Below are 14,566 nucleotides of genomic sequence, written 5' to 3'. Positions count from 1 at the left end.
CATGAAGAAACGTATTCTGATCAGTGATATCGCAAAGGCCTTGGGGATTTCTGTAACTACTGTGTCCTTTATTTTAAATGATAAGGCAAAAGAAAAGCGTATTAGTGAGGCTTTGACTAAGCGGGTTTTGGACTATGTCAAAAAGGTCGGCTATAAGCCCAATGAGTTGGCAAAAAGTCTCCGCACAGGGAAGACGAAGATTCTAGGTTTGATTATCGAAGATATTTCCAATCCTTTTTTTGGGAATATAGCACGCCTGATCGAAAGTAAGGTCTATGAGCAGGGCTATCGTATTATTTATTGTAGTACCAACAATGATGTAGAAAAAGCGAAGGAGTTGATCCAGATGTTTTACGATCGGCAGGTGGATGGTTTTATTATTACACCTTCCGATGGTTTGGAAGATACCGTAAAGCAGTTACAGCAGAATAATATCCCGGTTGTGCTCTTCGACCGATATTTTCCGGGGCTTGAAACAGACTATGTTGGGGCCGACAATTTTCAGGGGGCCTTTGATGCAAGTAACCATTTGTGTCAACAAGGTTATAGACGTATCGGATTTGTATCGCTCTACTCGGATCAAACTCAAATGAAAGAGCGTTCAGATGGCTATATGAAAGCTATGGATAATAATAAGCAGCAAAGTTTTATCCAGAAGATCCAAATGGATGCTTCGGATGAGGAGGCGATGGAATCTTTGCGGGAGTTCATCTGTGAAAACAGGCTGGATGCTGTTTTGTTCTCCACTAACTATTTGGCGATTTCGGGCTTGAAGGCCGCTAAAAAGTTCAACTTTACGATGCCAGCAGTCATTGCTTTTGACGACCATACAGTTTTTAAGTTGGTAGAACCTGCTATCACAGTTGTTTCGCAGCCGATCAAGGACATTGCTGAGAACCTGATTAATATTTTGTTGCTTCGTCTTCAGGGTAAAATAAAAGCAACACGTAGAATGGTGTTGCCTTGTGAACTGAAAGTTCGTGAGTCGACTAAAGTGAAAGTTACTTCGTAGTATCGGCTACAAATTTCATTGAAATAGAATTAACGCAGTGACGCGTGTTTTTTGTCGTAAAGCCTTCTCCGAGGAATACATGGCCTAAATGCGCGCCACATGTGCTACAAAGGATTTCAGTGCGGCGACCATCGGCATCGGTGATCCTTGTAATTGCTCCAGGAATCTCATCATCAAAACTTGGCCAGCCACAGCCAGATTCAAATTTCGACTCCGAACGGTATAGCGGGCTGTCACAACGGCGGCAGATATACGTTCCTTTGAGCTTATTGTCTAAAAGTTCACCCGTAAAAGGCCGCTCAGTTCCCTTGTGTATAATAATGTATTCCTCTTCTTTACTTAGCGGGTTGTATTTTTTGTTTGTTTCCATGGCTGTCGTATGTTAGTCGTTGATTTTGACAGGAGCGGTCGACTGGGATCAATCTATTCCTTTATATAAAAGAGCATCTCTATAAAAGTAGTATCATCCAGATTCTTTCATTTTCAGTCTGGGAATTGATCCTGGCCCAGTCTCCATTCATCTTGATAAAGTTACGGAAATTAAGTCGAAAAAAAACCTTTTGTGTCTTCTGCGATCTGTTATTTTGAATATTTTAAATTGTCATGGAATTGTCTTATATTTGGGTAGCTATTCAAATGAAAAGTTGTAGTGATGGAACCACTTTAATAGCGTAATGTTGTTTTTATCCTTGTTTAAACGCATTTGTTTAGAATGATTATAAATTGATATTAAAGGTCACAAAATTGTCAGCGATTTGTTAATAAATCATACTTTTGTGGCATTGTTAGGGGGGTAGTGGCTCCTTTAACCATGGGAGTTAATTTTTTACATTCACAAATAAATAGTATAAAGTGCTAAATATGAGAACTATCTCATCCGTTTTGGGAAGCCTTGCGAGGGTGGTGTCAACGAGTTTGATGCTATTATTTGCCGTTACGACGTTGCATGCGCAAGATGTCAAGGAAGGTGAAAAAATCTTCAAATCTAAGTGTACATCCTGTCACGCCATTGACAGAAAAGTGGTTGGTCCTGCTTTAAAGGGGATTCCAGAGACGAAAGACGAAGCTTGGTTAATCAAGTGGATCAAGAACTCTCAGGCTTTAATTGCGTCTGGCGATGCTGATGCAGTTAAAATCTTCGAAGAGAACAACAAGCTTGTGATGACTTCTTTTACTGATTTATCTGACGATCAGATCAAGTCGGTATTAGCGTATATCACCGATGCTTCTAAGGAGAAACCGAAAGAGGCTGCTGCTGGTGGTGCTGGCGCTAAAGATGATAACGCGTCTATGTTCATGATTTTGGGCTTGATCGCAGTTGTTGTTTTGGCTGTAGTGGTTATCGTGGTGTTGAATCGTGTGATCCGTACCTTAGAAAATGTAATTGCTAAAAACCAAGAAGCTATTGCTGCGCAACAAGAGCCAGAAGATAGCCAACGTTTTGTGAAGTTTGCGAAAGCATTCGTTAAAAACAAAAAGTTGGTTGGCTTTACAGTCTTGATGTTAGTTGCATTATTAGCTGTAGGTGGTTGGAAGACCATGTGGAACGTTGGTGTTCACCAAGGCTATCAGCCGGTTCAACCAATTAAGTTCTCGCACCAAATCCACGCGGGTGTTAACAAAATTGAGTGTCAATACTGTCACGGTGGAGCATTTAAATCTAAAAATGCGTCTATTCCATCGGCTAACGTATGTATGAACTGTCACAATACAATCACTGCTTCAGAGCATTATGATGGTGAGATTTCTCCGGAAATTGCTAAAATCTATCGTGCATTGGATTGGAATCCTGATACGCGTACTTACGGTAACAATCCGAAACCAATTCAATGGGTTCGTATCCACAACTTACCTGACTTTGCTTACTTCAACCACTCACAACACGTTGTGGTAGCTGGTGTTGAGTGTCAAACTTGTCACGGTCCAATCCAAAATATGGAAGAAGTATACCAATACTCTCCATTGACGATGAAATGGTGTGTTGATTGTCACAAAAAGACAGATATCAAATCGGATAACAAATACTATGAAGATTTGATCAAAGCACACGAAAGAATTAAGAAAGGTGAGAAAATGACTGCAGCCATGATCGGTGGTCTTGAGTGTGGTAAGTGTCACTATTAATAATTATTTGAAATACGCAATCTTATATACAGCTTAAATGGATAGCAATAAAAAATATTGGAAAGGTTTGGAAGAGTTAAATCAAACTCCTGCTTTCGTTGAAGGAAGCAAGGGTGAGTTTGCCGAATCTATTCCTGTAGAAGATGTATTAAACGAAGCTGGCTTGAGTACTAAAACTCCTCGCCGTGACTTCTTGAAAGCATTAGGATTTGGTTTGGGTGCTGTTTCTTTAGCGGCTTGTAACCGTACTCCTGTGCATAAGGCAGTTCCTTATTTGATTAAACCTGAAGAGGTAACTCCAGGTATCCCTAACTATTATGCTTCGACGTTCAACGGTCAAAGTATCTTGGTTAAAACGCGCGAAGGTCGTCCGATCAATGTTGAGCCTAACCCGAATGCAATTGGTTTGAACCAAGGTTTGGATTCAACGACTGCTGCTTCTGTATTGGATTTATACGATGAGTCCAAATTGAAACAGGCACAATTGAAAGGTCAAGATGTAGAGTGGTCTAAATTGGATGGGGAAGTTGTTAAAGCTTTGAATGCAGCAGCATCTTCTGGTAAACAAATTACGATCGTTTCTAACACCGTAAACAGTCCTTCAACGTTGGCGGCTATCGCTGCTTTCGCAACGAAATTCCCAACAGTTAACCATGTACAATACGATGCTGTATCTTACAGCGGTATTATTGAGGCGAATAAAGCTTCATTTGGGAAAGCTGTTGTCCCTTCATACAATTTTGAAAAGGCAAATGTGATTGTTTCCGTTGCAGCTGATTTCTTAGGAACTTGGTTAGCAGGTGAGGAGCATACACAACAATACGCTAAAAACCGTGATTATAAATCGTTGAAAAACGGAAAAATGTCACGTCACGTGCAATTTGAGTCTGGTCTTTCGATGACTGGTACAAATGCGGATGCTCGTATCGCCATCAAACCTTCGGAAGAAGGAGCTACATTGGTTGCTTTATATAATGCAATCACTGGTCAGTCTTTGGCTGGTGCCACTGCAAACAAAAAAGCACAAAAAGGTGTCGCTCTAGCAGCGAAAGAATTGGTGAACAGCAAAGGCGCAGCAGTTGTTGTTGCTGGTTCTAACGATGTCAATGTACAGGTATTGGTCAATGCAATTAACGTTGCATTAGGCGCGTACGGTACAATCATCGATTTGGATAACTATTCTAAACAATACCAAGGTTCAGATTCTTCGTTCCAAGCTTTCTTAGCAGCTGCGAAATCAGGTCAAGTTGGTGTTGCGTTCTTCTTGAATAGCAACCCGGTGTATGATTACTTCAAAGCAGAAGATGTAAAAGCAGCGTTGAAACAAGTTCCTTTCACCTTATCGTTTTCGCAACGTGCGGATGAAACAGCTTCTGAATTGACAGCGATCGCTCCAGCAAGTACATTCTTGGAGTCTTGGGGTGATGCGAATCCAAAAGAAGGTTTGTTCTCGATCGTTCAACCAACAATTAATCCTGTTTTCAAAACACGTCAAGTTGAACAAAGCTTGTTGACTTGGGCAGGAAATGATACCGATATGTACAACTTCGTTAAGAACTTGTGGTCTACACAAATCTTAGCAGGTTCTACGAAAAACTGGGATGCTGTATTGCAAACTGGTTTTGAATATAAAGGTGCTAAAGCGGCAACAGCTCCTGCATTTACAGGAAATGCTGCAGCGGCAGCTTCAGCAATTGAGGCATCAAGCAAAGCGATTACCGGTGAGTTTGAATTGAAACTTTATGAGCCTGCTGGTCTTCGTGACGGTCGTTACGCGAACAACGCTTATTTACAAGAACTGCCTGACCCTGTTTCTAAAGTAACTTGGGATAACTACGCTGCTCTTAACCCGAAAGATGCTGAGAAATTAGGATTGGGTGAAGACGGTAAAGTGACTTTAAAAGCAAATGGTGTTGAATTGGAATTGCCAGTTGTACAACAACCAGGTCAAGCACAAGGAACAGTTTCAGTTGCTGTAGGTTACGGCCGTACAAAAGTTGGTAAAGCAGGTAATGAAGTTGGTAAAAACGCATTCCCTTTTGCTTCTATCATCAATGGTACAGTACAAGGTGTTGCTAAAGCAACTGTAGCGAAAGCGTCTGGTACTTACCAATTGGCACAAACACAGACACACCACACGATCGAAGGTCGTAACGTTATTCGTGAAACGACATTTGCGAAATATCTGAAAGATCCTAACTCTGAGGCAGGCCGCTTTACGGATAATCACAAAACATACGATTTGTGGAACAAATATGAGCAACCTGGTCACAAATGGGTGATGGCGATCGACTTGAACGCATGTACAGGGTGTGGTGCTTGTATCGTTGCTTGTAACGTTGAAAATAATATTCCTGTTGTAGGTCGTGATGAGGTTCGTCGTCGTCGTGAAATGCACTGGTTACGTATTGACCGTTACTATACAATCGAAGGAAAAGATCAAGATCTTACAAAAGAGAAAGAAATTGCGAGAGCTTCGGCTGATTTGGATTTCGAAGATATCACTGTTGTTCACCAACCGATGTTGTGTCAACACTGTGGTCACGCACCTTGTGAAACGGTTTGTCCGGTATTGGCAACAGTACACTCTTCAGAAGGTTTGAACCATATGGCATATAACCGTTGTTTTGGTACACGTTACTGTGCGAACAACTGTCCTTTCAAAGTTCGTCGTTTCAACTGGTTTGCATACTGGAATGATTCACGTTTTGACAACTACTTGAACAATGAGTTCACACAATTGGTATTGAATCCAGATGTTGTTACTCGTTCACGTGGGGTAATGGAGAAATGTTCAATGTGTATCCAACGTATTCAAGCAGGTAAATTACAAGCTAAGATTCAAAATCGCAAAGTTAAAGATGGCGATATCCAAATGGCTTGTCAACAAGCATGTTCTGCAAATGCAATTATCTTTGGTGATGCAAATGATCCAGAATCAGAAGTATCTAAAGCATTACGCAACGAGCGTGTTTATTACGTACTTGAGGAAATCAATGTTCAACCGGGTATCGGTTATATGACAAAAGTTAGAAACACTTTTGAGGCGTAATCTTGTACAATATTTGAAATAAAAATACTATGTCATCGCATAACGAATCAATATTAAGAGAACCATTAATGACCGGTAAGGACATTACGTATGCAAAAATTACGGATGATATCTTACTACCGGTTGAAAATAAACCGAATAAAGCATGGTGGATTGGTTTTACCGTTGCTGTATTAGGTGCTTTATTATGGGTAGTTAGCGTTAGTTATACCTTTTGGACAGGTATCGGCGCTTGGGGTCTGAATAAAACTGTAGGCTGGGCTTGGGATATCACCGACTTCGTATGGTGGGTAGGTATCGGTCACGCGGGTACGTTGATTTCAGCTGTATTATTAATCTTCCGCCAGAACTGGCGTAATTCAATCAACCGTTCTGCAGAGGCGATGACGATCTTTGCGGTAATCTGTGCGGCTACATACGTTGTAGCTCACATGGGTCGTCCTTGGTTGGCTTATTGGATTTTCCCACTTCCAAATCAATTTGGATCACTTTGGGTAAACTTCAACTCTCCTTTGGTATGGGATGCGTTTGCGATCTCAACTTACTTTACAGTATCCTTGGTATTCTGGTACTGTGGTTTGTTGCCGGATATTGCAACAATTCGTGACCGTGCTACTGGATTAAAACAAAAAATCTATTCTGTATTATCATTCGGATGGAATGGTTCAGTTAAGACTTGGCAACGTTTTGAAATCGTGTCATTGATCTTGGCAGGTATCTCTACGCCGCTTGTACTTTCTGTACACACGATCGTATCCATGGACTTTGCCACTTCGGTTATCCCTGGATGGCATACAACGATCTTCCCTCCATACTTCGTGGCGGGTGCGATCTTCTCTGGTTTCGCGATGGTACAGACGTTATTGTTGATCTTACGTAAAGTAATGAACTTTGAGAACTACATCACGATGTTCCACATTGAGTCGATGAATATTATCATCATGACAACTGGTTCTATCGTGGGTGTGGCTTACTTGACTGAGTTGTTTATCGCCATGTACTCTCGTTCAGAATACGAAATGTATGCTTTCGAGAACCGTATGTTGGGTCCATACGCTTGGGCTTACTGGTCAATGATGACTTGTAACGTAATTTCTCCACAGTTATTCTGGTTCAAAAAAATCCGTACAAGTATTCCTATCTCATGGATCTTATCGATTGTTGTAAACATCGGTATGTGGTTTGAGCGTTTTGTAATTATCGTGACTTCATTGCACCGTGATTACTTGCCTTCATCTTGGGCAATGTTCTACCCAACTTGGACAGACGTAGGTATCTTTGTAGGTTCAATCGGATTATTCTTTACATTATTCTTGTTGTTCTTACGTTTCTTACCAGGTATCGCTATCGCCGAAGTGAAATTGTTGTTGAAATCATCTTCATTACAACATAAAACTAAATTGGCTCAAGAAGGCGCATTCCCTGAGGAACAAGTGAAGTACTTCCAGGAGTCATTAGAGAAATATGATTCAGTGACAGAAGAAGAGATTAAAGAATTATCAGTTAGAAAATAATCAGCAATGAACAATACAAAATATATATTAGGTAGTTTTGCGGATCCCGATGAAATGATGCATGGGATCGACAAATTGCAAGCAAACAATATAAGTATTTACGACTGCTTTACTCCGATGCCTATTCACGGCATCGAAGCAAAGCTGGGTGTGAAACCTTCTCGCTTGCCTATCGCAGCATTTTGCTTTGGAGCATTAGGAACGACATTAGGTTTTAGTTTGTTGTATTATACAATGGCATATGATTGGCCGATGAATATCGGTGGTAAACCATCTTTTGGTATGCCAAACTTTGTTCCAGTTACATTTGAGGTTACCATCTTATTGTGTGCCTTGGGTATGGTTGCCACGTTTTTCTTCCGTAACCACTTATTTCCGGGACGTGCACCTCGTGTAATGGACTTGAGAGCAACAGATGATCGTTTCATCCTTGCAGTAGATGCCAAAGAAAATACAGATCACGCTTTGATCGATAGCTTATTGAAAGAAGCTGGAGCTGTTGAAGTTAAGTACAATTATAGAAAATATGTTAGCTATGAATAAGAAGAATTTACTTGGAACGCTATGCGCAGCTGTGGCATTGACAGCACTTGTTTCTTCTTGTGGTGACAAAACAACTCGTAGTACAGGTTTAGAGTTTTCTCGTAACATGTACGATCCGCTTGCTTTCAATCCGGATCAACCTAATGCGAATTTTGCTGATGGAAAAACAGCACAAACACCTCCTAAAGGTACAGATCCAATTGGTTTCACTCGTTTTGAATACGCCAATACATTAGAGGATTATGAACGTGCAGGAAGAGAAGTAAAAAGTCCTTTGGTCGTAAATGCCGAAAATCTTGAAAAAGGTAAAGCTTTGTTCACCACTTACTGCTCGATATGTCATGGAGTAGAAGGTAAAGGTGATGGTCCTATCACAAAAGACCGTAGCGTGACTGATTCAAGAGGTACTCGTCAATTAGAGAACTTTCCTCCGCCACCATCTTATCACAGAACAGATGCGGCGAGCTCTTCACGGGGTGGTTTGATGGCTGACTTGACTGATGGTAAAATTTACCATACAATTTATTACGGACACAACTCCATGGGATCACATGCATCTCAATTGTCTCCAGAGGAGCGATGGAAAGTTGTTATGTATGTTCACGAATTACAAAAGAAATAATCTAACATCAGATATATAAATGGGAACTCACAGTCATCATCACGATTATAATTTCAACGAGCGATACGAGTTTGCTGGCAAAGCTAAAATGTTCAGTATTGTCGCTGTTGTACTAGGCGTAGCTGCTGTAGCTTTCGGGTTGCTTTCGGGCGATCACGTTACTGTAGAGCGTACTTATGCCAACTTGTTATTGATGGGTTATTACTTTACATGTGTATGCGCAGCTGGAACATTCTTTGTTGCCTTGCAATATGTAACACAATCTGCATGGTCTGCAGGTTTGGTACGTATACCTCAGGCTATGGCGAGTGTTTTACCAATTGCATCATTAGTTTTATTAGTTATTGTAGGTTTAGGTTTAACCACGCATAACTTATATCACCACTGGAATGCAGATGGTATCACTGATCCGCATAGTACAAATTTTGACCCTATTATCGCAGGTAAATCTGCTTATTTAAATGTTCCATTCTTCTTGATCCGTCAGGTGGTATTTTTGGGAACATATAGCATTTTTGCTGTTATTTTTGCGAAACTTTCTTATAAAGAAGATTTGGAAGGCGGATTGGCTTCTTATAAAAAGTCATTCAAATTGTCGGCAATCTTCTTAGTTATCTTCGGTTTTACTACACCTATCTGGTCTTTCGATACAGTAATGTCTTTAGAAGCACACTGGTTTTCAACGATGTTCGGTTGGTATAACTTTGCAGCAATGTGGGTTAGCGGTATTTCATGTATCACGATCATCGTTGTTGTATTGAAGAAAGCTGGTTATATGAACTGGGTAAACGAAAATCATTTACACGATTTGGGTAAATTGATGTTCGGTTTCTCGATCTTCTGGACTTACGTTTGGTTTGCACAATTCATGTTGATTTGGTATTCAAACATGCCGGAGGAAACAGTTTATTTCTACAAACGTTGGGAACCTGAATACAAACCTTGGTTTTGGTTGAGTATTATCATTAACTTTGTGGCACCATTGTTACTATTAGTGGATCGCGATGCTAAACGTAAACAAAATGTAATGTTGTTCGTAGCGATTCTATTATTGGCTGGTCACTGGCTAGATTATTATATCATGATCATGCCTGGTACTGTTGCTGAACATAGAGGATTTGGTATCATTGAAATCGGAACTGCACTTGGTTTCTTAGGTTTGTTCATCTTCTTAGTGATGAGTAAATTGAGTAAACAAGCATTGGTGCCTAAAAATCATCCTTTCTTGGATGAGAGTTTGCATCACCAGATATAGTTTCACTTTTAAAGGAAGGTTACGTAAAAACGTTATAAAAGAAATGAGCTTTAAATTAAATAATAGATTCAAATCCATCTCGGGTTTTGTGCTTGCACTAGGATTGCTTTTTGCGACTCCTATCCTAGCAAGTCAACAAGATACAGTAGCATCTGATTCTGCTAAAGCGGCAACTACAGCAGTAGCTGCCCCTGCAGCAACGGATTCGGTTGCAAAAGATACAACAGCGGCAGCAGGTACTGCTGCTGTTGGATCTGCTAGTTCTTCTACAGAAGCTAGTGCTGCTGCTCCTGCTGTTGAAGAAGTGAAGCAAATAGACCCTCAGGTTTATAAAAACTTCACATATTATGTCTTGTTATTCTTGGTTATATGTACAGTTGTTGCCGTTATCGGTAAAGTACTTTCGATCTATGAATTGACAAGAAAGATGAACGGTAAATACAATCCGTTTGCGAATAACACATTTCAATCGGCATTGTTATTCATTTTCTTGGTTGTATTCCTTTATGGTGTATATTGGTCATATGTACACTGGGGAGCTGCTTATTGGAGATCGGCAGTAACTGAGCACGGTGAGCGTATTGATACGATGTTTATCATTACGACAGCAATTACAACATTTGTATTGGTTATCACACACATCTTGTTGATGACATTTACATTCTTGTACCGCATGCGTGCAAAACGTCAGGCTTATTATTATCCTCATAACAATGCAATCGAGAAATTGTGGACAATTGTTCCAGCTGTTGTTTTGACAGTATTGGTATTGTTCGGTTTCTTTACATGGAGATCGATCACAAATATTCCTGAAGATCTTCAAAAATCAGCATTACAAGTTGAGGTATTAGGCGAGCAATTCCAATGGAATGTCCGTTATGCTGGTTCAGATGGGATTATTGGTAAACGTAATTATAAAATGACGACACCAACCAACCCTTACGGTATTGACTTTAATGATAAAAATTCCTGGGATGATATTCAGGGATCTGAAATTTGGTTGCCTGTAAACAAACCTGTTCGTTTCCATATCGTTTCAAAAGATATTATTCACTCTTTCTATATTCCTGATTTCCGTGTTCAAATCAATGCGGTACCAGGGATGACCAACTATTTCCAATTCACACCTACTGTAACAACAGAAGAAATGCGTGATCGTTTGGGTGATTATAACTATGACTTCGTGATGTTGTGTAACAAGATCTGTGGATCTGGTCACTACAACATGCAAAAGAAAGTGGTTGTCGTAACTGAAGAGAAATATAAAGAGTGGTTAGCTAAACAAAATAAATATTTTACTGAGGATTTGCAAAAAGAGTTCAGTGGTAAAACAGCTAACGTGAAAAAGGATAGCGTACAAGTTACAGCATCTTTGAACTAATTAAGAATTTTTGAATATAAAATCGAATATGTCAAGTACAGTAATATCGCATAGCGCTGAACATCACGATTCGCACGGCCATCATCATGAGGAGTCGTTCATCAGAAAGTATATCTTCTCGGGTGACCACAAGATGATTGCTAAGCAATTCTTGATCACTGGTATCATCATGGCAGTTTTTGCGATGCTTTTATCAGTATTATTCCGTATCCAATTAGCATGGCCGGATAAAGAGTTCCCTATATTAGAAGTATTCTTAGGTAAATGGGCTGAAGGCGGTCGTATAAAACCGGAGTTTTTCCTTTCCTTGGTAACCATTCACGGTACCGTTATGGTATTCTTCGTGTTAACGGCTGGTCTATCGGGTACTTTTAGTAACTTATTGATTCCATATCAAATCGGAGCACGCGATATGGCATCTCCTTTTATGAACATGTTGTCTTACTGGTTGTTCTTTGTAGCATCAGTTATTATGGTTGCATCGTTCTTCGTAGAAAGTGGACCTGCTTCTGCTNNTGGTTGGACGATCCCCCCGCCACTATCGGCTGTTCCTACTGCAATCGCAGGATCTGCAACAGGTATGACTTTATGGTTGGTGAGTATGGTTCTATTTGTAGCTTCACAGTTGATCGGTGGTATTAACTATGTAAGTACAATTTTGAACATGCGCACAAAAGGAATGGACTTATGGAAAATGCCTTTGACAATCTGGGCGTTCTTCTTAACTGCTATCGTAGGTATGTTGTCATTCCCAGTATTGGTTTCGGCGGTTGTTCTTCTGATTTTTGACCGTGCTGCTGGTACGTCATTCTATTTGTCGGATCTTGTTGTTCAAGGACAAATTTTACCGAACGAAGGTGGTTCACCAATTTTGTTCCAACACTTGTTCTGGTTCTTAGGTCACCCTGAGGTATATATCGTTGTTATGCCGGCTTTAGGTTTAACTTCTGAGGTTATTGCAACCAACTCACGTAAACCAATCTTTGGTTACCATGCGATGGTTTATTCGTTGATCGGTATTACCGTGTTATCGTTTATCGTATGGGGTCACCACATGTTTGTAACAGGTATGAACCCGTTCTTGGGTGGTGTATTTATGATTACAACATTGATTATCGCGGTTCCTTCAGCGGTAAAAGCGTTTAACTATCTTGCAACGTTGTGGAAAGGTAATATCCGTTTCACTCCGGCGATGATGTTTGCTATCGGTTTGGTATCGTTCTTTATCTCTGGTGGTTTGACAGGATTGTTCCTAGGTAATGCGGCATTAGATATCAACTTACACGATACGTATTTTGTTGTTGCCCACTTCCACTTGGTAATGGGATCGGCGTCAATCTTCGGTATGCTTTGTGGTGTTTACCACTGGTATCCTAAGATGTTCGGTCGTATGATGAACACAAAATTAGGTTATTTACACTTCTGGTTGACTTTCGTTGGTGCTTACATGGTATTCTTCCCAATGCACTTTATGGGTATCGATGGTGTGCCTCGCCGTTACTATGCATTTACACACTTTGATTTCATGGCAAAATGGGTTTCTGTCAACCAATTGGTAACTTGGGCTGCGATTGTGGCTGCTTTAGGTCAGGTAGCTTTCCTGTGGAACTTCTTTACATCGATTTTCTTCGGTAAAAAAGCCCCACAAAACCCTTGGCAGTCAAACACATTGGAATGGACTACTCCGGTAGAGCATATCCATGGTAACTGGCCAGGAGAAATTCCAACTGTACACCGTTGGCCTTACGATTACAGTAAGCCAGGTCATGGTGAGGATTTTATTCCTCAAAGTGTTCCTTTCTCTGAAACAATGAGCTCTAATTTGCCTCATGATTTCGAAGGAGACGAGGAAGCTGAGCGTATCCAGGCAGAATGGAATGCTCAAAATGGTAGAAAAGACTAATAAAATCTTATAAAATAGAGTAGGGATTCCTACTCTATTTTATAGAAGTTTGTATTTTAAGAGGTAGGGGTAGTATTATGTTTCCAGCAGCTGAGAAGCGATTTATAAAGACCAATTTTATAACGATCATTGTGTTGTTTTTGGTCATTATTGCTGGCGGAGTTGTTCGGAGTACAGGGTCAGGAATGGGATGCCCAGATTGGCCAAGATGTTTTAACCGTATTATTCCTCCAACAGATATCTCCCAATTACCGCAAGGATATGAACAGCATTATAGTGAAGGAAGGGCAAAGAAGAACGAACGTTTCGCGAAAATTGTAGAATTTTTCGGCGATAAAGAAATGGCTTACAAGCTCCGTACTGATAAGAGTATTTTGCAGCATGAAGAGTTTAATGTTGCGAAAACCTGGACGGAATATATCAATCGGTTGGTAGGCGTTGTTTCCGGATTCTGTTTGTTATTTACAGCTATTTATTCTTTCACCTATTTAAAATCAAAAAGCTCGATCGTTGTTTGGTCAGTGATTAATCTTTTTGTTGTCGTACTTCAGGCCTGGTTGGGATCGATCGTTGTATCGACAAATCTGATGCCCTGGATTATTACGGTACATATGCTCTTAGCCATTGTAATTGTTTGTATTAGTATTTATACATATTTCAAAGCAGTTACTTTGCGAAACAAGACCTTACTGGTCAATCGTTCTTTGGGTATATTAAAAGGACTTGCTATTGCTTCAATTTTATTGATGCTAACACAGGTAATTGTCGGAACGGGAGTTCGCGAGGAGGTTGATTTATTAACCGGTTCAACGATAGCCCGGACTGATTTTATAACAACTATTGGCCAACAGTTTGAGTTACATCGCTGGTTGGCATATTGTTCTTTGATTTTAGTTATTGTATTATTCTTTTTGGTCCGCACGAGTTTTAATACGGGGTCTAAGCAATATAAATTTGCTTTAATCGCATTGATTCTAGTGGGTATCCAAATGCTATCAGGATTTATCTTAGCTCGATTTGCAATACCTGCATTTGCACAAACAACGCATTTGGTGGTAGCTACGCTGTTATTTGGCGCGCAGTTCTACCTGTTGTTATTGTTAAACAAGCAAAGGCACTAATCTTGGCATTCGGGATGTTTATGTTTAAAAGTACGTGTT

The 14,566-nt window shown here is 40.2% G+C and carries 11 protein-coding genes; 10 read left to right on the top strand and 1 reads right to left on the bottom strand.

Translation table 11 applies throughout. The annotated features are described in order from the left end of the window. The first annotated feature begins 1 nt into the window (after position 1). Positions 2-1,012, top strand: coding sequence for a LacI family DNA-binding transcriptional regulator (locus B3H30_RS04015; protein ID WP_112373823.1), 1,011 nt, complete (start codon positions 2-4; stop codon positions 1,010-1,012). Here B3H30_RS04015 and B3H30_RS04010 read toward each other — a convergent pair. Then, on the bottom strand, positions 1,002-1,382 hold the full coding sequence (locus B3H30_RS04010; RefSeq protein ID WP_046674140.1) for a methionine-R-sulfoxide reductase: 381 nt from the start codon (positions 1,380-1,382) through the stop codon (positions 1,002-1,004). The genes B3H30_RS04015 and B3H30_RS04010 overlap by 11 nt on opposite strands. A 491-nt stretch (positions 1,383-1,873) precedes the next feature. Between B3H30_RS04010 and B3H30_RS04005 the strand changes: the two genes are divergently transcribed. From B3H30_RS04005 to B3H30_RS03965, 9 genes are all read left to right on the top strand, one after another. Continuing rightward, positions 1,874-3,136 (top strand): cytochrome c3 family protein, encoded by a 1,263-nt coding sequence (locus B3H30_RS04005; protein WP_070563536.1) that lies wholly within the window; start codon positions 1,874-1,876, stop codon positions 3,134-3,136. Between the two features lie 37 nt (positions 3,137-3,173). Continuing rightward, positions 3,174-6,188, top strand: coding sequence for a TAT-variant-translocated molybdopterin oxidoreductase (locus B3H30_RS04000; RefSeq protein WP_070563539.1), 3,015 nt, complete (start codon positions 3,174-3,176; stop codon positions 6,186-6,188). A gap of 29 nt (positions 6,189-6,217) precedes the next feature. Beyond that, positions 6,218-7,702 (top strand): NrfD/PsrC family molybdoenzyme membrane anchor subunit, encoded by a 1,485-nt coding sequence (gene nrfD, locus B3H30_RS03995; protein WP_046674137.1) that lies wholly within the window; start codon positions 6,218-6,220, stop codon positions 7,700-7,702. Positions 7,703-7,708: 6 nt separating this feature from the next. After that, entirely contained in the window at positions 7,709-8,245 is a 537-nt protein-coding gene (locus B3H30_RS03990) for a DUF3341 domain-containing protein (RefSeq protein ID WP_286833343.1), read from the top strand. Continuing rightward, the gene (locus tag B3H30_RS03985) at positions 8,229-8,867 is read left to right on the top strand and encodes a c-type cytochrome (protein ID WP_286833372.1); all 639 of its coding nucleotides are present in this window, start codon (positions 8,229-8,231) and stop codon (positions 8,865-8,867) included. The genes B3H30_RS03990 and B3H30_RS03985 overlap by 17 nt, the downstream gene beginning before the upstream one ends. A 19-nt stretch (positions 8,868-8,886) precedes the next feature. Then, positions 8,887-10,122, top strand: a complete 1,236-nt coding sequence (locus tag B3H30_RS03980) for a quinol:cytochrome C oxidoreductase (RefSeq protein WP_070563545.1) — start codon at positions 8,887-8,889, stop codon at positions 10,120-10,122. Positions 10,123-10,165: 43 nt separating this feature from the next. Next, on the top strand, positions 10,166-11,503 hold the full coding sequence (locus tag B3H30_RS03975) for a cytochrome c oxidase subunit II (RefSeq protein ID WP_070563547.1): 1,338 nt from the start codon (positions 10,166-10,168) through the stop codon (positions 11,501-11,503). Between the two features lie 133 nt (positions 11,504-11,636). After that, entirely contained in the window at positions 11,637-13,406 is a 1,770-nt protein-coding gene (locus B3H30_RS03970; RefSeq protein WP_422663718.1) for a cytochrome c oxidase subunit I, read from the top strand. 77 nt (positions 13,407-13,483) lie between these two features. Beyond that, positions 13,484-14,527, top strand: coding sequence for a COX15/CtaA family protein (locus tag B3H30_RS03965; protein WP_286833341.1), 1,044 nt, complete (start codon positions 13,484-13,486; stop codon positions 14,525-14,527). The last annotated feature ends 39 nt before the right edge of the window (positions 14,528-14,566 follow it).

It is taken from the genome of Sphingobacterium sp. UBA7038 (assembly GCF_002494055.1).
Taxonomy (GTDB): Bacteria; Bacteroidota; Bacteroidia; order Sphingobacteriales; family Sphingobacteriaceae; genus Sphingobacterium; species Sphingobacterium multivorum.
The sequence above is the reverse complement of the archived record's forward strand: the minus strand, read 5'-3'. Positions and strand labels throughout refer to the sequence as shown.